At 59.2% G+C, this 23,554-nt stretch carries 23 protein-coding genes and 1 pseudogene; 16 read left to right on the top strand and 8 right to left on the bottom strand.

The window, feature by feature from the left end; translation table 11 throughout:
* Window positions 1–20: 20 nt before the first annotated feature.
* Window positions 21–485, bottom strand: a complete 465-nt coding sequence (locus GAO09_RS13570; protein WP_209018712.1) for an Lrp/AsnC family transcriptional regulator — start codon at window positions 483–485, stop codon at window positions 21–23.
* Window positions 486–572: 87 nt separating this feature from the next.
* Between GAO09_RS13570 and GAO09_RS13575 the strand changes: the two genes are divergently transcribed.
* Both GAO09_RS13575 and GAO09_RS13580 read left to right on the top strand, forming a co-directional pair.
* Window positions 573–1,187 carry a LysE family translocator gene (locus GAO09_RS13575; protein WP_153354529.1) on the top strand — a complete coding sequence of 205 codons (615 nt, stop codon included), beginning with the start codon at window positions 573–575 and terminating at the stop codon, window positions 1,185–1,187.
* 52 nt (window positions 1,188–1,239) lie between these two features.
* Entirely contained in the window at window positions 1,240–1,686 is a 447-nt protein-coding gene (locus GAO09_RS13580) for a DUF2000 domain-containing protein (protein WP_209018713.1), read from the top strand.
* 265 nt (window positions 1,687–1,951) lie between these two features.
* On the opposite strand, the gene GAO09_RS13585 is transcribed toward GAO09_RS13580, so the two are convergent.
* Together GAO09_RS13585 and GAO09_RS13590 are read right to left on the bottom strand one after the other, a co-directional pair.
* Window positions 1,952–2,491: an SMI1/KNR4 family protein gene (locus GAO09_RS13585; protein WP_153354530.1), complete on the bottom strand. Its 540-nt coding sequence runs from the start codon at window positions 2,489–2,491 to the stop codon at window positions 1,952–1,954.
* A 345-nt stretch (window positions 2,492–2,836) separates the two neighbouring features.
* On the bottom strand, window positions 2,837–3,892 hold the full coding sequence (locus GAO09_RS13590) for a LacI family DNA-binding transcriptional regulator (RefSeq protein ID WP_153354531.1): 1,056 nt from the start codon (window positions 3,890–3,892) through the stop codon (window positions 2,837–2,839).
* Between the two features lie 141 nt (window positions 3,893–4,033).
* Here GAO09_RS13590 and bglB point away from each other — a divergent pair, with 141 nt between their 5' ends.
* The 7 genes from bglB to GAO09_RS13625 all read left to right on the top strand — a co-directional run bounded on the left by bglB (window position 4,034) and on the right by GAO09_RS13625 (window position 13,243).
* The gene (gene bglB / locus GAO09_RS13595) at window positions 4,034–5,128 is read left to right on the top strand and encodes a beta-galactosidase BglB (protein WP_153354532.1); all 1,095 of its coding nucleotides are present in this window, start codon (window positions 4,034–4,036) and stop codon (window positions 5,126–5,128) included.
* On the top strand, window positions 5,125–5,961 hold the full coding sequence (gene kduI, locus GAO09_RS13600) for a 5-dehydro-4-deoxy-D-glucuronate isomerase (RefSeq protein ID WP_153354533.1): 837 nt from the start codon (window positions 5,125–5,127) through the stop codon (window positions 5,959–5,961). Before bglB ends, kduI begins: the two co-directional genes overlap by 4 nt.
* A gap of 14 nt (window positions 5,962–5,975) precedes the next feature.
* A complete protein-coding gene (locus tag GAO09_RS13605; RefSeq protein ID WP_153354534.1) occupies window positions 5,976–8,456 on the top strand; it encodes a hypothetical protein in 2,481 nt (826 codons plus the stop codon).
* 117 nt (window positions 8,457–8,573) lie between these two features.
* Window positions 8,574–9,842, top strand: coding sequence for an ABC transporter substrate-binding protein (locus tag GAO09_RS13610; protein WP_153354535.1), 1,269 nt, complete (start codon window positions 8,574–8,576; stop codon window positions 9,840–9,842).
* Between the two features lie 225 nt (window positions 9,843–10,067).
* The gene (locus GAO09_RS13615) at window positions 10,068–11,072 is read left to right on the top strand and encodes a carbohydrate ABC transporter permease (RefSeq protein ID WP_153354536.1); all 1,005 of its coding nucleotides are present in this window, start codon (window positions 10,068–10,070) and stop codon (window positions 11,070–11,072) included.
* Window positions 11,072–12,136, top strand: a complete 1,065-nt coding sequence (locus GAO09_RS13620; RefSeq protein ID WP_153354537.1) for a carbohydrate ABC transporter permease — start codon at window positions 11,072–11,074, stop codon at window positions 12,134–12,136. Before GAO09_RS13615 ends, GAO09_RS13620 begins: the two co-directional genes overlap by 1 nt.
* 9 nt (window positions 12,137–12,145) lie before the next feature.
* Window positions 12,146–13,243, top strand: coding sequence for an ABC transporter ATP-binding protein (locus GAO09_RS13625; RefSeq protein ID WP_153354538.1), 1,098 nt, complete (start codon window positions 12,146–12,148; stop codon window positions 13,241–13,243).
* A 19-nt stretch (window positions 13,244–13,262) separates the two neighbouring features.
* On the opposite strand, the gene GAO09_RS13630 is transcribed toward GAO09_RS13625, so the two are convergent.
* Both GAO09_RS13630 and GAO09_RS13635 read right to left on the bottom strand, forming a co-directional pair.
* A complete protein-coding gene (locus GAO09_RS13630) occupies window positions 13,263–13,790 on the bottom strand; it encodes a flavin reductase family protein (protein WP_153354539.1) in 528 nt (175 codons plus the stop codon).
* The gene (locus GAO09_RS13635; RefSeq protein ID WP_153354540.1) at window positions 13,787–14,944 is read right to left on the bottom strand and encodes an LLM class flavin-dependent oxidoreductase; all 1,158 of its coding nucleotides are present in this window, start codon (window positions 14,942–14,944) and stop codon (window positions 13,787–13,789) included. The genes GAO09_RS13630 and GAO09_RS13635 overlap by 4 nt, the downstream gene beginning before the upstream one ends.
* Window positions 14,945–15,042: 98 nt before the next feature.
* On the opposite strand from GAO09_RS13635, the gene GAO09_RS13640 reads away from it, so the two are divergent.
* Together GAO09_RS13640 and GAO09_RS13645 are read left to right on the top strand one after the other, a co-directional pair.
* Window positions 15,043–15,747, top strand: a complete 705-nt coding sequence (locus GAO09_RS13640) for a GntR family transcriptional regulator (RefSeq protein WP_153354541.1) — start codon at window positions 15,043–15,045, stop codon at window positions 15,745–15,747.
* 13 nt (window positions 15,748–15,760) lie between these two features.
* Window positions 15,761–16,861, top strand: a complete 1,101-nt coding sequence (locus tag GAO09_RS13645; RefSeq protein ID WP_153354542.1) for a Gfo/Idh/MocA family protein — start codon at window positions 15,761–15,763, stop codon at window positions 16,859–16,861.
* On the opposite strand, the gene GAO09_RS13650 is transcribed toward GAO09_RS13645, so the two are convergent.
* Window positions 16,858–17,226: a hypothetical protein gene (locus tag GAO09_RS13650; protein WP_153354543.1), complete on the bottom strand. Its 369-nt coding sequence runs from the start codon at window positions 17,224–17,226 to the stop codon at window positions 16,858–16,860. The genes GAO09_RS13645 and GAO09_RS13650 overlap by 4 nt on opposite strands.
* Window positions 17,227–17,272: 46 nt before the next feature.
* Window positions 17,273–17,452 (bottom strand): hypothetical protein, encoded by a 180-nt coding sequence (locus GAO09_RS13655; protein ID WP_153354544.1) that lies wholly within the window; start codon window positions 17,450–17,452, stop codon window positions 17,273–17,275.
* A 370-nt stretch (window positions 17,453–17,822) separates the two neighbouring features.
* Between GAO09_RS13655 and GAO09_RS13660 the strand changes: the two genes are divergently transcribed.
* From GAO09_RS13660 to GAO09_RS13680, 4 genes and pseudogenes are all read left to right on the top strand, one after another.
* A complete protein-coding gene (locus GAO09_RS13660) occupies window positions 17,823–18,140 on the top strand; it encodes a hypothetical protein (protein ID WP_153354545.1) in 318 nt (105 codons plus the stop codon).
* 85 nt (window positions 18,141–18,225) lie between these two features.
* Window positions 18,226–19,347, top strand: coding sequence for an aminoglycoside phosphotransferase family protein (locus GAO09_RS13665; RefSeq protein WP_153354546.1), 1,122 nt, complete (start codon window positions 18,226–18,228; stop codon window positions 19,345–19,347).
* 257 nt (window positions 19,348–19,604) lie between these two features.
* Window positions 19,605–20,405, top strand: a pseudogene (locus GAO09_RS30080) (T3SS effector HopA1 family protein).
* Window positions 20,386–21,729, top strand: a complete 1,344-nt coding sequence (locus GAO09_RS13680; RefSeq protein WP_153354549.1) for a lanthionine synthetase LanC family protein — start codon at window positions 20,386–20,388, stop codon at window positions 21,727–21,729. Before GAO09_RS30080 ends, GAO09_RS13680 begins: the two are co-directional and overlap by 20 nt.
* On the opposite strand, the gene GAO09_RS13685 is transcribed toward GAO09_RS13680, so the two are convergent.
* Window positions 21,726–22,118, bottom strand: coding sequence for an antitoxin Xre/MbcA/ParS toxin-binding domain-containing protein (locus GAO09_RS13685; protein ID WP_153354550.1), 393 nt, complete (start codon window positions 22,116–22,118; stop codon window positions 21,726–21,728). The two genes, GAO09_RS13680 and GAO09_RS13685, sit on opposite strands and share 4 nt — an antisense overlap.
* Before the next feature lie 281 nt (window positions 22,119–22,399).
* Here GAO09_RS13685 and GAO09_RS13690 point away from each other — a divergent pair, with 281 nt between their 5' ends.
* A complete protein-coding gene (locus tag GAO09_RS13690; RefSeq protein WP_153354551.1) occupies window positions 22,400–23,404 on the top strand; it encodes a magnesium transporter CorA family protein in 1,005 nt (334 codons plus the stop codon).
* Window positions 23,405–23,554 lie beyond the last annotated feature (150 nt).

Here is a 23,554-nt window from a genome sequence, read left to right on the forward strand (position 1 = left end):
GCAGCCATTGGGCGCTGACTCTATTTGCCAAGCGGTAAGGGACGGTTTTGAACGACCGTTTTCATGACAAGTGTTGAGTTCAGCCGAAGTATGGACGGGAGGGCGGTAAGCTTGTCGTCGTAGAGCATTTGAAATGTCTCCAGACTTTGGCTCACCACATGCAGCATGTAGTCGGTGTCGCCGAACAGGCGCTGCGCCAGAACAATTTCATGAATAGCAGAGACCGCTTGTTCGAATACTTCTACGGAATCTCGGTTCACTTCACGCAAGGTGACAAACACAATTGCCGAAAAATCCAGTCCAACTTTTGCTGAATCCAAGTGTGCGCTGTAGCCTTGGATCACCCCGGACTGCTCAAGCGCCCGCACACGTCTATGGCACGGCGATAGGCTAAGGCTGACCTTCGTCGCTAGGTCGGTCAGCGATAATCGGCCGTCGACTTGTAGCTCGGCAAGAATCTTCCTATCGAATTCATCCAACGCCAAAATTCTTTCCTCCAATCGCAAATCCAAAGAAGATATAGGAAGTTCATTTCTCGATCCAGCTGATATCTTCCAATCAAGGAGATCAGGATGGAAGTTTCTACCGTTGCAGCCTTCTGGGCGATATCAATGTTGTTTGTTATCACCCCAGGAGCAGATTGGGCCTATGCAATAACGGCCGGATTGAGTAACCGTGCCGCCACTCCCGCCGTTGGCGGACTGCTGACAGGTCATCTGGTTGCCACTATCGCTGTCTCTGCTGGCGCTGGAGTGCTCATTAGCAGCATACCGCACGCGATGGCGACCCTGACGATAGCTGGTGCAGCCTATCTGCTCTGGTTGGGGATAGGCATGCTTCGTCATCCCCCAGTACCTGGCACTGGGAATGCACAAGTTCAGACTACGTCAGCGAGTTGGGCCTTGAAAGGCTTTGGTGTCAGCGGCTTGAACCCAAAAGTTTTTCTGCTTTTCCTGGCAGTTTTACCGCAATTCTCTGAGCCGTCTGCTGTCTTGCCTGTCTCTGTGCAGATGGCTGTTTTGGGGCTTGTTCACGTGTTCAACTGCGCCGTCGCCTACACATTAGTGGCTGCATTCGCAAATGCAGTCCTGCGATCACGCCCCGAAGCTGCCCGCGTCGTTAGTCGATTGTCTGGAGCGGCCATGGTTGGCATCGCCGTTCTTTTGACCTTCGAGCAAATGCACTGACGATCTGGCTTGTGCACGCCATGTCTTACAATTCAAACCTAAGGAAATCACGATGCTCGAGAACATTCTCAACTCCGAAATCGCCGCTGAAGCGGAATTAGGCATGAAAATCGCCATTGTCCTCAGGGACGACCTGGAAGCCTGGCAGAGGCTTAACGTGGCGGCATTTACAATCAGCGGTGTTGGAGCGCTGGATGGGGCCACGGGCAAGAATTACAACGATGCTTCCGGAAACACCTATCTTCCCATGTTCAAAGACCCTGTTCTGGTTTTTGGAGCCGATGCCTCAGAGATGCTACGTACAGCCGACCGAGCAAGATCGAGACAGGTGAGCTTTTCGATATTTACGCGTGATCTCTTCGGCACTTTCAACGATGACGACAACCGCGCCGCTGTTGCCCGTGTTGCCGGACCTGAACTGGATATCGTCGGCCTCGCGTTCAGGTGCGAGCGTAAGACCGCCGATAAAGTCCTGAAAGGCTTGAAGCTGCTTAAATAGCCCTCAAACAATCTCTGCATTGAGGCTGGTTTCGGATTCTCCGTATTGGACGGATATCTGATCGACGTCCGCTATTGGCGCGAAGCGGAACGCGGCAGTCGCCCCGGAGCGGCCGTTCAAGATGGATCACTGTATAACCGAAATAGAACGAGAGGCGACGCAGAGGTTTTGGAACGGTTTTCGCAAGAAGCACCAGTGCTGCGATTGGGCTGTTGCAAGGACACTGCATAATCTGGGTACATTCGCTGTTTTCCTGTAATCGCACCTAGAACTCCAGCCGGCAGGCTTCTTCTTCCCTTGGTTGCATGTCCCAATAATCGTGGCCATCCTTGTCTTCGTTCTCAAAAAGACCCTCGATGAAGGCGCGGAATGAAGGGGCCTGCCGGCAGAGATAGTCATTCTCGGAAGACGACCAAGCTCCGCCGAGATTGTGCACCCAGCTATAGACGTGGCCATGATCGTCCGGTCGGAGCGACAGGATCAGTTCGATAAGACCGGGGTCTCTACCGATGACTAGGCATTGCTTCGGAAGCCGGTCACCAAGTTCTGCGCGCCAGGTCACGACCCGGTCCCAATCATTGATGGGGTCAACGAAATGCTCTGTCGGATTTGGCGCGTCGCCTGGCTCACGCGCCGTATGCGTGAACATGAGTGGGTAGACCCGACCGCCATTGTATCGCGTCATGAAGGCGCGATAATCTTCTGGGAGGCGGATGCCACTCGACTCTTCCCAAGCCTCTATGGCGTCGCAAACGGTCTTATCTGCCCACCCGCCTCGAAGCGGCTTGATCCATCGTTCAGTCATTGAAATCCCATAGCTTGTCCGACGCCAAGCTCGCGAGCGTCCTAAGCGAAAACTCCCGCTCTCAACCACGCGAACAAAAAATTGAAGTGCCACCAGCCGATCTATTCCATGAAAGGATAGGGTGGCTGCTGACTATCGCAACCATCCGAACCGGAAAATCAGCGTGTAGAATGTTCGGAGCGACTATATGTCCGCTTGTGGTGCATTGCTGCCCACGCGGCGGGATCAGGCAGGTTTTAACGTCCCCGTCTTTTCTATTTAACGGAAGCCGGCGGAGCGACCGCGAGCCGGATAAGAAACATTTTGCGGCGTGCTCCGACGGACGCAACCGGATGAGCCGCAAACCTACCGCATCCCCGCCGGGGCGCTGACAGATCGCCGCTCCACCACATGACAGGCAAGCTCGATGCGGCGTGACAGCGCCGGCACGCCGGAACAGAGATCGCGCAGCAGATCGACCGACGTCATGCCGATTTCGCGCATGGGAATATGCACGGTGCTGAGTGGCGGATTGAGGAAGGCCGCCTGCGGCAGGTCGTCCATGCCCATCACCGACACATCGTCCGGCACGCTGTAACCCGCCTGTTGCACAGCCATCATCGCGCCGGCCGCAAGGCTGTCGCCGGCGGTGAGGATGGCGGTGAAATCAAGGCCATTGGCTGCGATGCGGTCGGTGATTGCCTGTGTGGCCAGTTCCGGCAGCCAGTCATCGACGGTGACGGTCATGTCCGGTGTCGGGGTGATGCCGCGATGGCGAAGCGCATCCCAAAAACCTTCCTGGCGGCGTTCGATCGTGCGGCGGCCGGGGCGCATCAGGAAGAGGATGCGGCGGTGGCCAAGATCGAGCAGCCGGTCGGTGGCAAGCTGTGCTGCCGAGCGGTTGCAGGGGGTGACGCTCGAAAGCCGCATATGCGGATCGTCGCCATTGATCAGCACGACAGGTTTGTCGAAGGCGCGGGTGGCGGCCAGCATGCGTTCGTCATCGACCGTCAGGAACAGAAGGCCCGTCACGTCGGGGTCGCTGCCGGCCTCGTCGAGCACGGAGCGTTCGTCGCTGGCATCGGCAATCGGGCGGGTGATGATGTCGAGGCCGAGCATTTTTGCGCGGTCGCGCGCGCCTTCCAGAACATGCAGGGTGAACTGGTTGCGCACGTAATCGATCATCGCCGCACTGGAGGCGGCGATCATGATCTTTTTGCCGGGAACGGGCGCGGGCATTGGATAGTTGGCGTCTTTTGCGGCTTCGAGAATGCGCTGGCGGATATCGTCGCGCACGCCTTTTTCGCCGGTGAGGGCACGCGACACCGTGCTCAGCGAAACGCCGACTTTTTCAGCGATATCTTCCAGCCGCACACGCCGGCTTTTCTTGCCGCGCTTGTTGGGAATTGCTGCGTCCGCCATCGGTTCTCTCCGGTAATCGTCACCAGACTGCAAAAAATTTTCAGATTGCGCAATCGTAAATCCGGTGTTTACATCCGATCACCGCTCGGGAGAAGCGGATTGGAGGACTGCCTTCGCAAGAGGGTGGAAGGAGGAGTGACGATGGGCCTTTCAGCCCGGCATATCCGTGAAAAACTCGATCTGCTCGTCACCGGCATGACCGGTCTGCGCGATGACGGTCGTTTTCACGAACCCAATCTCGATGGCTCGGCCGGCGATTACATTTCCTTCGATAGCTGGGAATGGCCGCAGGGCGTCGGCCTTTATGGCCTGATCCGGATGTGGCAGTTCACCGGCCGCGACGACCTGAAGGTGCTGATCGAGAATTGGTATGCCGCCCGTATCGAGGCTGGCCTTCCCAAACTCAATGTGAATACGACGGCGCCGATGCTGGGTCTTTCGGTTCTGTGGCGCGAAACCCGCGATCCGCGCTGGAAGCCGGTGCTGGATGCGTGGGCGAACCGCGCCGTCACCGAAATGGGCCGCACGCGCGAAGGCGCTTTTGCGCATCACGTGTCCGACAAGGTCAATGACGACGAGCTTTGGGACGACACGCTTTATATGGTGGCGCTGTTTCTGGCCTCCTATGGTCAGGCCAGCGGCCGGACCGAACTGGTCGATGAGGCGGTCAAACAGTTTCTCGTCCATACCCGCTATCTCGCCGACAGGAAGACGGGCCTGTGGTTCCATGGCTGGACCTTCCAGGGACACCACAATTTTGCGGAAGCCCGCTGGGCACGCGGCAATGCCTGGATCACCGCCGGCATGCTGGATCTTTTCGATCTGGCCGACTTGCCCGTGGCGGTGAAAGACTTTTTGACCGGCGTTCTGGTGGCGCAGGTGGATGCGCTTCTCGCCCTGCAGACCGGATCGGGCGCATGGCGCACCTTGCTGGACGACCCGACTTCCTATGAGGAAATTTCCGCGACGGCCGGTTTCGGTTATGGCCTGCTCAAGGGGCATCGGCTGGGGATTGGAACACGGGAATGGCGAGAAGCCGGTTTGCGAGCCGTCGAGGCGCTTCTCGCCAATATCGATGACACAGGCACCGTGCTGAACGTTTCCTACGGCACCCGCATGGGCCATGACCTGCAGTTTTATCGCGACATCCCGATCCAGCCCACCGGTTATGGGCAGGCGCTGGCGATCCTCTGCCTGTCCGAGGCGCTGCGCCATGTCGAAGGAGACGCTACATGACGATGAAGGTTCTGTATGGCGCCGGCCCGGATGACATCAAGACATTCGATACCGCACGGCTGCGCAAGGAATTTCTGGTCGAGGACCTTTTTCGTCCGGGTGAGGTGAGCTTTACCTATACCCATGTCGACCGGCTGATCCTCGGCGGTGCTGTGCCGGGTTTGACGGCGCTGACCTTCGGTTCGGGCGAGGAGATCGGCACGCCTTATCTCCTGTCGGCGCGTGAAATGGGCATTGCCAATCTCGGCGGTACCGGCACGATCACGGTGGATGGCCAGAATTTCGAGCTGGAAAACCGAGACATTCTGTATATCGGTCGTGGTGCGCAAAAAATTTCGGTCGCCAGCCATTCGGCGGAGACGCCGGCGCGGTTCTACATGAACTCGGTTCCGGCCGGTGCCGATATCCCGCATCGGCTGATCAAACGGGCAGAATCCAAGCCGCTTGATCTCGGCGAGGCAAAGCGTTCCAACAAGCGGAATTTGCGGATGTATATCCATCCGCAGGTGGCGCCCTCCTGCCTGCTTTTGATGGGTATTACCGATCTGGCCGAAGGTTCGGTCTGGAACACCATGCCGCCGCATCTGCATGAGCGGCGCATGGAAGCCTATTGCTACTTCGATCTCGCGCCGGAAGAGCGTGTCATCCACCTGATGGGGCGTCCGGACGAAACCCGGCATCTGCTGGTCAAGGATCTTGATGCGGTGCTGTCGCCGGCATGGTCCATCCATATGGGCGCCGGCACGGATGCCTATGCTTTCGTCTGGGGCATGACCGGCGAAAACCAGGAATATAACGACGTGGCCCCGGTGGCCCTCAGCGAACTCAGATAAGGCGGCAGGCGAGCATGAACCCGCAACAGAACTGGATGCGCAAGACATTGAGGCCGGGCGACGCCCTGCGTTACTGGCAGCTTGGCCGCATCGCCGAGGAACGGTTCGACGTGGCCGACGCGCCGATGAAGGGCGAGATGGATCCGTTCTTCTTCCTCACCAAAGTGAAGAATTTCATTCCGCACGAATATCCCTGCCGCACGATCTTTGCACAAACCTATCGCGGCAAACGGCCGGATGTGCGCGGCGAATTCGAGGCGTCGCGCTGGTGGCTGCCTTTCGGTTCGCCACGGCTCGATCTCTCCGGTTTCTGGTTCCGCCCGACGCGGCTCGCCACATGGACGCGCACCTATATCGAGGCTGAAACGGCGGGGACCGCAAAGATCCGGCTCGGCACCTGCGGCGGCGCGGTTCTGTGGCTGAACGGTTCGGAAGTGGGCTGGATGGCGCCCTATAGCCGCAATCTCGAAGCCAAGCAGGAATTCGAGCTGGAGCTGACCGCCGGTCTGAACGAGATCGTGCTGTTCTTCGATGATCTTGCCGAACGTGACGCCCGTTATTTCTACCAGTTCGATTATCTCTCCGGTCCCGTCGCCAATGTCGCCCTGCCGGTTCCCGTGGAAGGCTCGGTTGCGGACAGTCTGGAAGGGGCGCTGGATGGCATGCATCTCGACCGCCAGCATTATTTTGGCGGCGATATTACCGTGAAGTTTGCCAAGGCGCTGCCGATTGAGGCCAAGGTGAATGTCGCCATCGAAGGCGATTTCATGTCGCGCGAGCGTTTCGATTACGATTTCGAACTGGCCGCCGGTGTCGCCACGCTCAATGTTGGCGCATCCGAAAATGCGCCGGCGGACTTTCGCCATCTGCGTGTGACGCTGGATGCCGGTGGTTTTGTTGCCTCGCGCTCCGTCGGCGTGGAAATCTGCCATGCGGCGCGTCAGGGTGATGCCTCGGCTTCGCTGGAGCAGCGTATCACCGACACGCTGACCGAAGTGTCCGATTATTCCGAGCGCGATACGGTGCGCGCTTTTGCCCGGTTGGCCAGCGGTCGTGGTGGTGCCGATACCGACGCGATGATCGAGGAAATCCTGCCGTCGATCGAGGATTGCCACGACTGCGCCGATTTTTCGCTGGTGCCGCTGATCTGGTCGCGAACCACATGGGGCGGCGATATCAACGAAAAGACGCGCGCCCGCATCGATGCCGCCATTCTCAACTATCGTTACTGGATGGATGAGCCGGGCAATGATGTGCAGTGGTATTTTTCGGAAAACCATGCGCTGCTGTTCCACACCTCGGCTTATCTCGCCGGTCATCTTCTGCCCGACGCCACGTTCGTTCGTTCCGGTCGCAAGGGTTCGGAGCAGGCGAAAGTAGGTGCTGCGAGAGTGCGGGCATGGCTCGATCATTTCGAACACTGGGAAATGGCGGAGTTCAATTCCGCACCGTATTTCCCGATCGACCTCAAGGGCCTGACGGCGCTGGCGGCACTGTCTCCGGACAAGGATATCGCCGATCGCGCCAAGACCGGCATCGTGCGGCTTGCGGAGATCATCGCGCGTTCTGCCCATCATGGTATGGTGACGGCGGCGCAGGGGCGTTCCTACGAACACACGCTGTGTGCAGGTCGTTCGCTGGAACTGTCAGCCGTTTCCCGTCTGCTCTGGGGCAAGGGTTTTTACGGTCGCCGCGTGCATTGCCTGCCGCAGATGGCTGTATGCCTGCGCGACCATGGACTGGTCATCCCGGAAGAATTTGCAGCGATTGCCGATCATCAGGGCGATCAGCATCAGGAATGGCGCTTTGCGCAGGGCGAAAAATCCTTTGCCGCGCTCTATCACTACAAGGGCAAAAATTTCGCCATGGGCTCGACGGTGCATTACCGCTGGGACGAATGGGGTTATCAGGAGACCGTGCTGCACCTGCGCATCGGGAACAAGCCGGAAGCCGCGATTTGGATCAACCATCCGGGCGAGACGATCCAGTTCGGTTACGGGCGTCCGTCATACTGGGGCGGTTGCGGCACCATTCCGCGCGTGCAGCAATATCGCGGGCTGGCCGTTCTGGAGTTCACCACATACGAGGAACAGCCGGACTTTACCCATGCCTGGTTCCCGGTGGCCGAGTTCGATGAAAGTCGCGTTTCGGGCAGTCTGGCACTCGCCCGCTCGGGTAACGGCGCGGTGCTTTTGCGCGCCGGATCCGAGCTTCATGCGACGACGGAAGGCCCATCTGCCGGTGCCGAACTGCGGCAATACGGGCAGAAAACCCGCTGGATCGTGCGCGTCTGCGAGGCAGGTGACCTCACTTCCGTGGAAAACCGGTTCGGCGACCTTGCGGCCAAGCATGCAACCGATGGTACGATCGTTGTCGAAGATCCGGAATATGGTAGCGTGCGCTTCCTGTCCGATGGCAGCGTCGAGGCGGAAGGCCGCGTCATCGCGCGGTCGGACTATAGTGTAAAGGGCGAGGCAGAACTGCTTCAGGCCTGAGGCGCCGAAACTGGCGTCAAAGTCGAGAGCGCATCGCAAGCCTGAATGTCGGGCCGGTGCTTGGGTGGTGAACGGACGGGTTGGGAGGCCTTAGTCCATCAGAGGAGGAAAATGCGCATGAAGACCAGATCGCTTCTTACGGGCCTCGCGCTCGCACTTCTTGCCTCGACGTCGGCCCATGCCGGTGACGTGCGCATCATGTGGTATTCCGATGGCGTCGAAGGCGAGGTGATGAAAGACCTTGTCGGGCGTTTCATGAAGGAAAACCCCGGCATCAACGTCATCCTCGACAATGTCGCCTATAGCGTCATCAAGGAACAGCTGCCGGTGCAGCTGGAAGCCGGCAATGGCCCGGATATCGCCCGCGTCACCGCCATCAAGGAACTGTCCAAACATTGGCTGGACCTGCGCCCGCTGGTGAAGGACGCCAAATATTGGGACGACAATTTTGGTCTGCAGGCCGACTGGATGCGCCCGGATGGGTCCAACCAGATTTCCGGTTTCATGACGCAGATCACGCTGACCGGCGGTTATGCCAACAAGACGCTGTTCGATCAGGCCGGCGTGCCGATCCCCGGCCCGAAGGCGACCTGGGAAGATTGGGCTGCGGCATCCAAGAAGGTACAGGAAAGCCAGCAAGTGCCGTTCGCCATGGCGATCGACCGCTCCGGCCATCGCATCACCGCACCGCTTCTCTCCTATGGCGCCAACTATATCGGCTCTGACGGCAAGCCTGCGCCGCTCGACAAGGGCGCTCGGGATTATCTGACGAAATTCGTTGGCTGGGCTGAAGACGGCACCGTCAGCAAGGACGTCTGGGTATCCGCCGCCGGCAGCACCTATCGTGCGGCCGCTGACGATTTCATCAACGGACAGCTCGCTTTCTATTATTCCGGTTCCTGGCAGGTGGCGAACCTTGCTACCAAGATAGGCAACAATTTTGACTGGGTGGCTGTCGGCAGCCCCTGCGGCCCGGCCGCCTGCACCGGCATGCCGGGTGGCGCAGCGCTGGTTGCGGTGAAATACACCAAGAACCAGAAGGACGTGGCTGTCGTCATGGACTGGTTCGCGCAGGAAAAGATCGTCAAGGAATTTTCCGAGCGCACGCTGTTCCTGCCCGGTCACAAGGGTGTGGTCGACAAGGGCGGTCTCGACTTCAAGTCGGACAATGCGCAGGCGAAAACCGCGCTCAACGTGTTCGTCGACTCCACCAAGACGACATCGGAAGCCGCGCTGAAACTGCCGGGCTGGCGCTGGTCCGACACGGTTTATGCGGCAATCGTTACCCGTATCGGCCAGACGCTGGCGGGCGAAATGAAGATCGATGATGCGTTCACGAGGATCGATTCGGATATCGCCCAGAAGGTGAAGGATGCGGGTAGGTAACCGCATCATCTACGGCTAAGAAGCTGCCCCTCACCCAAAGCGCAGCTTGCTGCGCTCCACCTCTCCCCGCATGCGGGGAGAGGGGACGTGCCCCGCTTACTGTCCGGAAATTGGGGCACAAAGGTGCCACAACGCCCTTCTCCCCGTCAGAACGGGGAGAAGGTGGCGGTAGCCGGATGAGGGGCCAATCACGAAACGCGAAGTCGGCGGGAGATCAAGCAAAGCATGACAACACCATCTCTCTCCAGCCTCATCATGGCACCCATCAATGCCGTCATGCGCATCATCGATGCGCCGCTGCGTCGCCTGCAGAAGGCGACCGGTATCGGTGGCATGGCGGCGTTTTTCCTGGCGCCGAACATGCTGATCTTCGGCATCTTTGTGCTGCTGCCTCTCGTCATCAACTTCGTCTACTCGATGACCGGTGGCACCGCGTTTTTCCTCTCCGAGCGCGATTTTATCGGTGGGGCGCAATATTCCCGGCTGTTCGAGTGCCAGAACTATCTCGATCCGATGTCGTGCCAGGAAGATGCCTTCTGGACTGCGGTCGGCAACACGTTCTGGTTTGTGGTTCTACAAGTCTCGCTGATGATCCTGACGGCGCTGATCACGGCGCTCATCCTCAATCGCGAGCTTGCCGCGCGGTCCTTCTGGCGTGCGGTGTTCTTCTTCCCCGTGCTTCTGTCGCCGGTGGTTGTCGGCCTGATCTGGAAATGGATCCTGCAACGGCAGGGCCTGCTCAATTTCGGTCTCTACCAGTTCGGCATGGACCCCTATACCTGGCTGACCGACCGCGACTGGACCTTTGCCGCGACGATCGGGGTTTCGATCTGGGCGCATATGGGTTTTTACGCGCTGATCATTCTGGCCGGCCTTCAGGCGATCCCCAAGGATCTCTATGAGGCGGCGGAAATGGACGGCACCAGACCGGCCCGCGTTTTCTGGCGTATCACCCTGCCGCTTCTGGCGCCGAACCTTCTGGTCGTCGTGGTGCTGGCGCTGATCAAGTCGGTTCAGGTGTTCGATGAAATCTACGTGCTGACCGGCGGCGGACCGGGTACCAGCACGCTTTTCCTGACCCAATATATCTATGAAACCGGCTTTGCTTCGGCACTGCGCAATCCGGGTCTGGCGGCGGCCGCTTCCATCCTCATGGGCACTGTTCTGGTGGTGCTGACGCTGATCCAGCTCGGCATCGGCAAACGCGGCGAAAACAAGGGGAAACGCTGATGGGAAATGTTGCGCGTTTCATCCTGCGCCGGCGAGGCGCCCATGGTAGCGGCAAGGGCTGGCATTGGACCGATATCTTTACCTGGGTCTGGCTGATCGGCGGGTTGATCATCATGTTCGGTCCGGCCGTCTGGCTGATGTTTTCCTCGCTGAAGACACCGGCGGCGCTCGCCGAATTTCCGCCGTCGATCTTGCCCTATGTCACCAGCCAGGCGACGGTGGAAGGCTATGACAAGCCGTTGATGCTCTACGACGCCAAGATGCCGGACGGTTCGACGCGGGTTCTCGCTGAAGTACGACGCATCGGGCTGGTGGCGCAGATGGTCGATCCCAAGGCGCCGGGAGACATCGTCAAGGTCAATATCAACGACCGTTCGCCGGTGCGGATCATGTCGTTTGCCACCAACAACTATACCGAACCCTTCGTGCATTTCGATTTCCTGCGTTATCTCTGGAACTCGGTTTTCGTGACGGTGGTGGCGACGGTGATCACGCTCGTGGTCAATTCCATGGCCGCATTCGCGCTGTCGAAATACGAGTTCAAGGGGCGGTCGGTCGCCATGCTGGTGATCCTCGCGACGCTGATGGTGCCGCTGTCGGTGATCATGGTGCCGCTTTATTCGATCATCTCGACGCTTGGCCTGTTCAACAGTCTCTGGGGTGTGATCCTGCCGACGGTGGCGACACCGACTGGGGTGTTCATCCTGCGGCAATACATGCTGACCATTCCCGATGAATTGCTCGATGCGGCGCGCATGGACAAGGCGTCGGAATGGCAGATCTACTGGCGCATCGTGCTGCCGTTGACCGCGCCCGCTCTTGCGGTGCTGGCGATTTTCTCGGTCGTATGGCGCTGGAACGACTTTTTGTGGCCTCTGATCGTGCTGTCGCGGCGTGAGCTTTACACCCTGCAGGTGGGTCTCAGCATCTATTCCGGCGAACTCAATGTGCAATGGCACTTCATTCTGGCGATGACCGTCGTCACCATGATTCCGGTCGTGCTGGTCTTCATCTTTCTGCAGCGTTTCATCACCACCGGCATTGCCGGCACCGGCCTGAAGTAAGGGACAACGATGGGCGAAATCAAACTCACCGACGTCAAGAAATCGTTTGGCGCACTCGCGGTCCTCAAGGATATCGACCTGCATATCAAGGATGGCGAATTCGTCGTTTTTGTCGGCCCGTCCGGCTGCGGAAAATCGACGCTTCTGCGCACCATTGCGGGCCTTGAAAAGGTTTCCGGCGGCGAGATCCAAATCGACGGCAAACGCGTCAACGAAGTCACGGCAGCCGATCGCGGCCTTGCCATGGTGTTCCAGTCCTATGCGCTCTATCCGCATATGAGCGTGCGCCAAAACTTGGCTTTCGGGCTGGAAAATTCCAATATGCCGAAGGCCGAGATTACCGAGCGTATCAATGAAGCGGCGCGCATGCTGGAGATCGAGGCCTATATGGATCGACGTCCCGGCCAGCTTTCCGGCGGCCAGCGGCAGCGCGTCGCCATCGGCCGTGCCATCGTGCGCCGCCCGACGGCTTTTTTGCTGGACGAGCCTCTGTCCAACCTCGATGCCGAATTGCGTGTTTCCACCCGTGCGGAACTGGCGGCGCTGCATGGCCGGCTGGGGTCCACGATGATCTATGTCACCCACGATCAGGTGGAGGCGATGACGCTTGCGCATCGCATCGTGGTGATGCGCGCCGGTCAGATCGAACAGGTCGGCACGCCGCTCGAGCTTTACAACGAGCCGGCCAACCGGTTCGTCGCCGGTTTTATCGGCGCGCCGCACATGAACTTCTTGAAGGCCGATGTGGTGGAGGTTTCAGGCGAGTTGGCGTCCCTGTCCGTCGCCGGGGGATATCGTGTTCAGGTCCGGCTTGGCCAGGCAAAGCTTAATTCCGGTCAGAAGGTGACCGTGGGTGTGCGGCCGCAGCATCTGGTTGTCAGCAATGATCCGCTGAGCCCGTCGGTCAAGGTGCGTCTGGTCGAGGCGCTCGGTTCCGAGACCGTCATCCATGGCGATATCGCGGGCGAAAAAATGCTTGCGGTCCTGCCGGGACAACAGCGTCTCAATGCTGGCGACGAGGTCCGTTTCGATCTGACGACACCGCCATTGCATGTCTTCGATGACAACGGTTTCCGTTTGTTGACGTATGCAGGTCAGCTGACCTGAGACGGGCGGGCTGAAAAAATCAGGATGTTCGGGTGAAATGTCCGAACATGCCGCGCGAAAAGCAGAGTGGATCGCCCTCGCGCTCTGTCACCTGCAGCACCTCGCCGATGATGATGGTGTGATCGCCTGCGTCATGTGCTGCCGAGCGGCGGCAATCGAGCCGGACGAGAACCTGCTGCAGGATCGGAACGCCGTTTTGTGAGCGTGACCACGGCATGGCGTCAAAACCGCTGCCGCCGCGCGTAAACGCGGAGCAGAGGTGAACCTGTTCGGCCGCCAGCACATGGACTGCAAAATGATCGGCCTGCAGGAAGAGGGGATGTTTGGAAGCGCTTTTTGCCGGCGACCACATGACGAGCGGCGGATCGAGCGAGATCGAGGCAAAGCTGTTCACCGTCATGCCGATCGGCATGTTACCTGCCATGGCTGTCACCACCGTGACGCCGGTGGTAAAGGCGCCCAGCGCATGTCGGTAGGCGCGCTGGTTCGAAGGATCGGGAACAAGCACGGTTTCCGCGGGGCTCGGGGCGGTGAAGGCCATGTTCATCGACGTTCTCCGATGCCGAGCGGTGTTGCTGGCGTTTCGGACGGCACGCGTCCATAAGCGTGTGGCAGCGAACAGGTTTTCAGCTGTGGCAGGACCTTGGTTCCAAAATGCTCGGCTTCGTCCAGATGCGGGTAACCGGAAAAGATGAAGGCGTGGATGCCCATCCTTTTGTAGGCCTCGATTTCGGACAGAACCTGATCCGTTGAGCCGACGATGGCGGCACCACAGCCGGAGCGGGCGCGGCCGATGCCGGTCCAGAGGTGGCGTTCTACATAACCGAACTGGTCCGCCAGTTCGCGCGCCTGCGCCTGATGCGATACGCCGAGCGAGATGCTGTCATGCGCGCGTTCGCGGATCAGTTTTCCGTATTCGTCATCCAGTTTCGAGACGAGATGGTCGGCGTATTCGCGGGCTTCCTGCTCGGTATCGCGCACGATCATGTGGACGCGCAGACCGTAATCCAGCACCCGTCCGTGTGCTTCGGCGCGGGCATGCACGGCGCGCATGCGCTCCGCCAGCTGTTCCTTCGGCTCCGGCCACATCAGGTAGACGTCGCATTGCGCCCCGCAAAGCTCCAGCGCATCCGGCGAATAACCGCCGAAATAGAGCAGCGGCCCGCCATTCTGCTGGTAGGGGCGGGCAGGTTCGGTGGAAACGCCCTTGAACTGGTAGATCTCGCCGTCGTGATCGATCGTGTCGCGGGTCCAGGCCTGTCGCAGGATCTGCACGACCTCATGGCTGCGGCGATAACGATAGGCGCTGTCGGCCACTTCGCCGGGAAAATCCGAGCTGATGACATTGAGCGTCAGGCGGCCTTTCAGCATGTGGTCGAGCGTGGCGACGGTGCGGGCAAGCATGATCGGCTGCATTTCGCCGCAGCGGATCGCCGCCAGCATGTTGATGTTCTGCGTGATCGGCGCGCAGGCAGCCACAAAGCTCAGCGTGTCCTGCCCGACCTGATAGGAGGAGGGGCAGAGAATGTTGCGAAAGCCCAGTGTTTCCGCTTTTTTCACGATAGCGGAACAGTGTTCGAAGCTGGAGCGCAGGGTGCCATCGGGCACGCCGAGAAAGGCGTAATCGTCCGAGCAGAGCGCGGAAAACCAAGAAATTTCGGAGGCGTCGAGATCGGCGGATCGGACTGGCACAACGGTCATCGGAATTCTCCTCCCCGAGACGATTGCCTATTGCGTAACATCGCGGTTGATGTAAATCAATAGTGTATCAATTTGGCTGCGCGTGGATGGGAGAAGGCATGCAGCAGACATCCGGCAGCTTGCCGATCTATCTGCAGATCACCGAACTTCTGATCCGCGACATCGCCAGCGGCCGACTGATCGATGGCGAAAAGCTGCCGCCGGAACGGGAGATGTCGGAGAAGCTCGGTATCGCCACTGGCACCTTGCGCAAGGCGCTGGCGGAGTTGCAATCGCGCGGAATGCTGGAGCGGGTGCAGGGCTCGGGCAATTATGTGCGCGCCGTCAGCGATCCGAAAAGCGTCTATGCGATGTTCCGGCTGGAATTGCTGGAAGGTGGCGGGCTGCCGACGGCAGACATTCTGGATGTGAAGCGTCTGCCAAAACCTGCGGAACTGCCGGAGTTCGGCGCGTCACCCGAAGGCCATCGTATCCGCCGTGTCCGCCGGTTGTCCGGCAAAGTGGCGGCGCTGGAGGAAATCTGGCTGGACGGCGATTACGTCGAAACCATCAGCGCGCAAGACCTGTCTGAATCGCTTTACCTCTATTACCGCGGCGTGCTCGGGCTGTGGATCATGCGGGCGGAGGACAAGATCGGTCTCGATCCGGTGCCGGATTGGGCGCCTGAAATTTTTGGACGCCGGGCGGGAGAGCCGGCGGTGCAGGTTTTGCGCATCAGCGAAGCGCAGGATGGAAAACGGGCGGAGGTTTCGCGCACATGGATCGACCATTCGGTCGCCCGTTATGTGTCGCGGCTGAAATGAGGATGGAGGAGAAATGGCAGTGCATTACGGCGTGATCGGCTGCGGCATGATGGGGCAGGAGCATTTGCGCAATCTGGCGCTGCTGCCGGATGCGGAGGTGGTGGCGATTTTCGAACCGGATGCGGTCATGCGGGCCAAGGCCGCCGACGTCGTTCCGAATGCGCGTTTGGTCGGGTCGGTTAAGGAGCTTCTGGCCATCGAGGTTATTGATTGCCTGCTGATCGCCAGTCCCAATCATTTTCATCTCGGCCAGCTGGAGGAAATCGCTGCGATCCGGCCGTTGCCGGTTCTGGTCGAAAAACCGCTGTTTACCGGTGCCGACGACATGGCCCGTATCGAAGCCTTGCGCGAAAAATATCCGGCGCCAATCTGGGTGGCGATGGAATATCGTTACATGCCGCCGGTGGCTCGGTTGATTGCCGAGGCGGAAGCAGCGACGGGTGGCATTCGTATGCTGACCATTCGCGAGCACCGTTTTCCCTTTCTGAAAAAGGTTGGCGACTGGAACCGGTTCAACAGCCGGACAGGCGGAACGATGGTGGAAAAATGCTGCCATTTTTTCGATCTGATGCGGCTGATCCTGAAATCCGATCCGGTGCGCATCATGGCGTCGGGCGGGCAGGCGGTGAACCATGCCGACGAGCGATATGATGGTCTGCAGCCGGATATCTGGGACCATGGTTACGCGATGGTCGATTTTGCCTCCGGTGCGCGCGCCATGCTGGAACTCTGCATGTTCGCCGAAGGATCGCGGTATCAGGAGGAGATTTCGGCCATTGGACCGAACGGCAAGATAGAATGCAAGGTGCCGGGGCCGGGACGGTTCTGGCCGGAGCATCTCGGGGCACCGCCGGTTGCCAAGGTGATTGTTTCGCCACGCGAGCCTCAGGGGCCACGTGCCATCGACATCCCGGTCGATCCGGCTTTGCTGGATGCCGGCGACCATAACGGCTCTACCTTCTACCAGCATCAGCGCTTCTTGCGCGCCGTGAGAGGCGAAGGCCCGGTGGAGGTGACCGTGGAAGATGGAAAATGGGCGGTGCTGATGGGACTGGCCGCCCAGCAATCTTCAGAGACCGGGCAGGCCGTCACATTTCGGGCGACACAGGCCTAGAAAAACCTGCGATTCACCTCTGCGGAAATCATCGGCACGGCAACCGCCGCGGCCGGGGGCAGACGCAGCATCTGCATGATTTTTCCAAGCGCGAAAGTCACGCCGACCGTTGCCGCGATCTTCAGCCATGGCTGAAGATTATCCGGCGAGGGAATGGATGCCGCCGTGGATTGCTGGGATTCCAGACGCCGTTTCAACTCGGCAACCTCCTGACGCAGGGCGCGAATATCGTCCAGCGGGTTTGAGGCAGCCGGTTTCCTGGACATTACGGTCTTGCGCGGCGTCGCGGCCTTGGCTGCTCGCGCCTTCGGACGCGACTGTGGCTTAACAGCGGTGGGCGGAGCGGTTTCCTGCGGTCTTTTCATATCGTCCTCTTTGTCATTCAGTGCTGGCAAGCCTGACGACGAGCAATCAACCCGAACCCGGCGTCGTGCTGTCTTCGCTGTCGTCGGAAAGCGAACCGGTGCCGGGCGTCTTTTCTTTGTCGGTCAGGTGCGGCTTGGCATGCGGGCCGGCCGGCGGGCTGTCGGCCTCCGGCACCTTGCGGTCGGTTTCCTCGATGGCCTTGCGGGCGCGTTCGTCCTTGCTCATCGTCTAATCCTCCTGATGCGACTGCGAACCAACAGTCGTGTTCCAATTGCGGTCCGCGAAATAGTTTTCTCAATGAAAACGCAAGCCCGACGGTCGGGTTCCCTGCCTTCTCGAAGAGCGACATCAACGGCGATCGGGATGCAGGAGCGCTATTAAACATTATTAAGAGTGGGATATCCATTCTGAGTTGTAGTCATGTTTGGTTGGAGTATTCCCTAGAGTGCACTCAGCGGATTGCTTTTGCTGTGATGGGTTGCCGAAATCCCCGGCGTTTTGCGGGGGTCGGCGGAGCAGTCCGTGGAGCGGGCGGTTGTGCGTCAGGTTCGTTTCGTGAGGGCAATTCACCAACCGAACAAAGGGGAGAAGACCAATGACTTCAAAAAATTGCTGCTGGATTATCGTGGCGACCACGGGCTGCACGACGGACAATGTTGCCGCCGTGGCTGCCCCGTCCGAAAGCTGCTGCTGGATCGTACTCGCGACGACCGGCTGCTCGACGGACGATGTGACCGTATCGAATGCAATCACTGCGCATACAAGCGTCGAGGATGACTGCTGCTGGATCGTTCTTGCCACCACAGGTTGCTCGACGGACGCATCAACGGTCAATGCGCTCCAGGGCTCACGCAAGTCCGTTGCGGGCGATTGCTGCTGGATCGTGCTTGCCACGACCGGTTGCTCCACCTGACCGGCATCAAAACCTGCAGAGGGCGCCGAAAAGCGCCCTCTTTCACCATGGTCTGAGATGATCGGCGGCGGTTCTGGTTCGTACAATGTATACAATTGACAACATTCACGAATTCTTGCGCGAGCAGCGGCTCGTTTCGAATGCCAGTTTCATGAACGGCGATTACGAAGCCACGTCGGTGACCCGGCGCAATCGCAATATCCAGGTAACGACCCTTGCCGAGGGAAACTATCTCATCAAGCAGGCTCTGGATCCCAATTCGGAAAATGGCAAAACGCTGTGGACCGAAATCCTGTTCTACAACTATCTTTCCGAAAACCCTTCGGAATTTTCCGGTTACGCCGTGTCGTCACGGTCGATCGAAGGGGACGGGCGGCTGCTTGTGCTCGATTTTCTCAAAGACGCAAAGCCGCTGTGGCAGCATTACAGATCGCGTGGACCGGACAATCTGCCCTTCGCCACGATTGGCGCGCTGGGAAAGCTGCTTGCCGTTTTCCACCGGACATTCTCGCTGGAGGGTGATCGGCCAGTCATTCCGCCGGCCTTCCTGTCCCGCGCTTTGCCTTTCGGCCTGCAGGTCAACCGCCCGAAGCCGCAGGTCACCGGACATATTCGCCAGGGCGGGCTGCAATACCTGAGAAGCCTGCAGGCCGACCATGACGTGATGCAGCAGTGGGAAAAGACCGCCGCCATGTGGAGGCACGACGCCATCATTCATGGGGATGTGAAACTCGACAACATTCTCGTTGTCGGTGCGTCCGGGGACGGCGAGGGCAAGGGATCCACGGATATCCGCCTGGTTGATTGGGAACTGGTGCAGATTGGTGACCGGGCATGGGATGTCGCCGGCGTCTTTCAGGATTTCGTTTTCTGGTGGGCGATTTCCATGCCCGAGGGCTTATCCGCAAAGGAGATGGTGCAACAGGCGGCATTTCCGATCGCCAAGCTGAGGCCGGGCATGCGCTGCTTCTGGAACGCCTATCGGGAAAACCTGCCGCAACTGCCTTCGGATCAGGTGTCCTTTCTGCAGAAAACCGTCCTTCTATCGGGCATACGCATATTGCAGACGGCCTATGAGGTCGCATCGAAGTTCGAAAACCTGCCGCCAATTGCAGAAGTGCTGATGGGAATAGGCAAAAGCGTCCTGCGCAAGCCGGAAGAAGCCGCGGAAAGCCTTTTTGGGATCGAACCGGAGGTCTCGTCATGAATGCCCTGATCGATCCTCGTGACGACGTGGCAAAGGTCATGAATGCCGTCGAAATCCTGTCGCATGGTTTCTACCGGATCGACGGCATAGAGCGTGATCTTGCAAAGATAAAAGTTCTCGATCCCTCCAAAAACGCGGCTTTGGCAACCTCGGGAAACGACGCGCCTGAAGAACTGCTGCGCAAGGTCCTGACAACCGACATCTATAACCGGCTCTACAACAGGGCGGAGGCCAAGTTTCCGCGTCTTGACGCTGACATGCTCGGAGATTTTGTAAATCATCTGTCGCAGGCCAATTGCGGGGAGGGCGCCTGGCAGGATGGATGGAGCCTGTTGGGAGAAGATCCGCAGACGAAAGAAATGGTCCTCCGATTTGATGGGGTGATGTTCTGGGCGCAGAAGGAGGCCGTTCGACTTTCTGCCGACGGTGAAGGCTGCCGGGTGAGGGCCGGCAAGGAACACAGGTTCCTCAATGCGCATTTCTACATGGCGCTGGGTGATACCTGCGTTGACGCCCTTGGTTCGCAACCGGGGCCCTTGTTGCGCTTTTTCTGGCACCTGACGGCCGAAGCCGCGATCGACTATATCGCCGCGATCACGAAGGTACTCAATCAAGCCGGTATCTGTTTCCGGACCAAGGTGCTTTCTTCCCCGCACGAATACAATCGTTCGGATGCGGGCGTGCTTTATATCCATGCAGCATAGCTTGGCCAGGCCATGCCGCTTGTCCTTTGCGTTTATGAAAAAATCGCCTCTCGCATGTCGGCAAGCGTACCGCTGTTCACGCGCGCCATCGCACCGGGCCTGGCTTTTGCGGAGGATCCCGGAAGTGGCGACAGTTTCGGGATTTCGAGATCCATGCTGATGGCCGATATCCTGATCGCAAATGCCTTCGTCTCCCGTGAGGCTGACCCTGACCGATTGATGCTCGATGCCTTTCGCGCTGCAGGCCTGCTGCCCAGACGACCCTATGCGCCCGAAGCGCATCTGGAACACTATGAAACGCTGATCATTGGAGCCCTGAAGGAATGGAGCGGCCATGAAAATCGACAGGCTTGAGGCATTCCTGCCCGCCAATGCGAGCAAGGGTTTGCTCGATGAGGCCATCCGCATCGGTGACCACCTCGTGGAAACGGCAATTCGGCAGGATCACGCCTTGCCTTGCAACTGGATGGGCCGGCGTGACATCGAAGATGCCGAGATTGCACGGTATTCGAAACGAACCGTAGCCTTGAGCCCCGAACTTTATAGTGGCTCTGCCGGAATAGCGTTGTTCCTGGGTGAGCTTTATGCCGCCACCGGAAAGGCGGCTTATGCGCAGGCCGCGTTCGGTGCCTGGCTGCGCTCGTGCCACTACATGAAGACAAACGATTTTCCGGCCTCTCCGATTTCCTTTTACGCAGGCGATCTCGGGCTGATTTACATCGGTGCCCGCCTGATCGACCAAGGGGCGGCCCCGATGGGGATCGCCATGGGTGAGATCACAGCAATGGAAACGCGGCTGTGGGAGGGGCTTTGTGTCAAGCATTCGCTGGATCTGATCGGCGGCAATGCTGGTGCCATTCCCGTGCTCCTTTATTTGCAGAAACGTTTTCAGCGCGCGGCTTACGGTGAGCTCGCCCGGAAATGTGCGGAGGAGATCGTCGAGAGAAGCCAGTGGCATGACGGGATGTGCTTTTGGACGTCGGAAAAGATTCATGGTGTCGAGTTGCAAAACCCGCCGCTGACCGGATTTTCGCATGGGGCGACCGGGCTTGCGATCGGTCTGCTGGAGGCGTTCCGGGCTTTCGGCGAGGAAACCTTCCTTCACCACGCGCGCGGCGCTTTCAATTTCGAGGACAGCCTCTTCAACGCTGATGTCGGCAACTGGGTCGATACTCGCCAGCCGCATGCCAAGAAGGATGGCAAGATTGTCGGTACGTTTCGACATGCATGGTGTCATGGGGCGCCGGGCATAGGGCTTGCCCATCGCAGGGCAGCCGAGCTGGATACGGTGCGGGCGGACTATCACGAAGCCCTGTCCAATGCCGCGGTAGAGGCAACATTGACGGCGCTGGAGGCACGGTCGCAATCGGTCGAGGCCGACGTTACGCTTTGCCATGGGAGCCTAGGGCTTTCGGATATCATTCTGGAGCACGGACTGCGCAGGCGCGACGAGGCGCTGATTGTGGCGGCCCGCACGGCGAGCCTGCGTATCCTCTCAAACCGGTTTTCGCTGAAGTCGATGCCTTCCGGCCTTCAGGCTGGAGGGTATAGCCCATGCCTGATGGTGGGGCTTGCCGGTATCGGCCTACATTGTCTTCGTCTTGAAGATCCGGCCATCGGATCCATCTTGCTGCCAACCTCGGAAACCTGCGAGGTCAGGAAGGCGCGTCATGTCTAGCTGCCGGTATCAGGGACGCGGCACGACTTTGGGCCGTCCTCCAGATGCCGGATAATCTCGCCAAGTCCGTCCTCGCCGCCGATCATCTCGACCGGACGACAGCCGAGCGCGTCATTGTCACCATGCAGCCAGTCGCGCGCTAGCGCCTCGTCGCCGGCATGTCTGAGCGTGCGAAAAAGCCGGATGAGCAGAAGCGCGCGGTCGCAAGGGCCTGTACCCTTGCGCAGGAGCTGATCCAGTCGCGTCATGTCGATGGCATGCGTTTCGCTGACACCGATCGTGGCGGCAAATGTCGCGGTATCGAGACCGAGCCTTTCGGCCGCGATCACCGCCGCCTGTGTCATGATCTGCGCTTCCGAAATGATTGGTGCGCGTTTGCGACTATCCAAAATCCGTCTCCCTGCCCGCGTTCTGAATGGCGCAAATGCGAGTGTGATTCAATGTTTTCGCACGCATCAGAGGGCTCGCATGAAAGCCGTTGACTTCATCCGTAATCGGGCGCATGCCACCGCCATGGCGGAGCCCGACCGGGCGCCGTTCTTTCAAAGGACAACCGAGATGAACCCCGACAGTCGAAGTTCGACGTCACCATACCGACCCGTCTCTCTGGTTCCCTGACCTCCTGCGGTCATGGCTCCCGGGGAACCGATGGTCCCCGATAGGAGCTGACATGCTGCGCATCCATGCCCACGACCTTGATCGCCTCGTCACCGTCGCCACCGATCCGGTGGAACTGCCGGTTGCCGATGCTCTTACCAATGCCGTCTGGTACGATCTGGTCGAACCGACTGCCGAAGAAGAGCGCCTTGTCGGGGAGCTGCTCGGTATCGCCGTGCCGACTGCCGACGAGATGGAGGATATCGAACTTTCCGCCCGTCTCTATCAGGAGAGCGGCGCCGAGTTCATGACCATGACCGTGCTGACCCGCCCCGATGCAGGCGCACCGCGAAAAGTGCCGGTCACCTTCATCATCAAGGGCCAGGTCCTCGTCACCGTGCGCTATTCCGAGCCGCGGCCGTTCGATGCCTTCATGGCGCGCGCCCGCCGTGGCGGCGGTGGCGGTGTCCATTGTGGTTACGGCGAACTGGTGATGACCGGTCTCGTCGAAGCCATCATCGACCGCATGGCCGATACGCTGGAGCGGCTGGGCAACGATATCGACCAGATTTCCCGCGATGTTTTCGAGACCAAAACCGCCAAGGCCGACAAGAAGACCCGTGACCTGCAGGAACTGATGCGCGAAATCGGCCTGAAGGGCGAGTTCATCACCGTCGTGCGCGAAAGCCTCGTCAGTGTTTCGCGTGTTGTTGCCTATTATTCGGCGATCGATGGCGTGGATCGCAAACTGCCGAAGGAAGTGCGTCAGCGCCTGAAACTGCTGCAGCGGGATGCGGCTTCGCTGGGAGATCATTCCGCCTTCCTGTCGGGCAAGATCAATTTCCTGCTGGATGCGACGCTTGGCCTGATCAATCTCGAGCAGAACCAGATCATCAAGATCTTTTCGGTGGCGTCCGTGGTGTTTCTGCCGCCGACGCTGGTTGCTTCGGTCTATGGCATGAACTTCGCTTTCCAGCCGGAACTGCAGTGGCATTACGGGTATCACATGGCGTTGGCGATGATGGTTGTCTCGATGGCGCTGCCCTTCCTGTATTTCAAGCGCAAGGGCTGGCTGTGATGCCATGAACAGGATGCGAGGGGACTTGTTGCCGCCAAGCAACGCCCTTCGCGCCTTCTTGGCTGTACTTGACCATATAAGTCTCCGACCTGACTTGACCTTGGCGCTATAAGCGCCAAATGCGCCGGTATTTGAATAATCCGTATATCA

The sequence above is a fragment of the Endobacterium cereale genome (genome assembly GCF_009617585.1).
GTDB lineage: Bacteria > Pseudomonadota > Alphaproteobacteria > Rhizobiales > Rhizobiaceae > Neorhizobium > Neorhizobium cereale.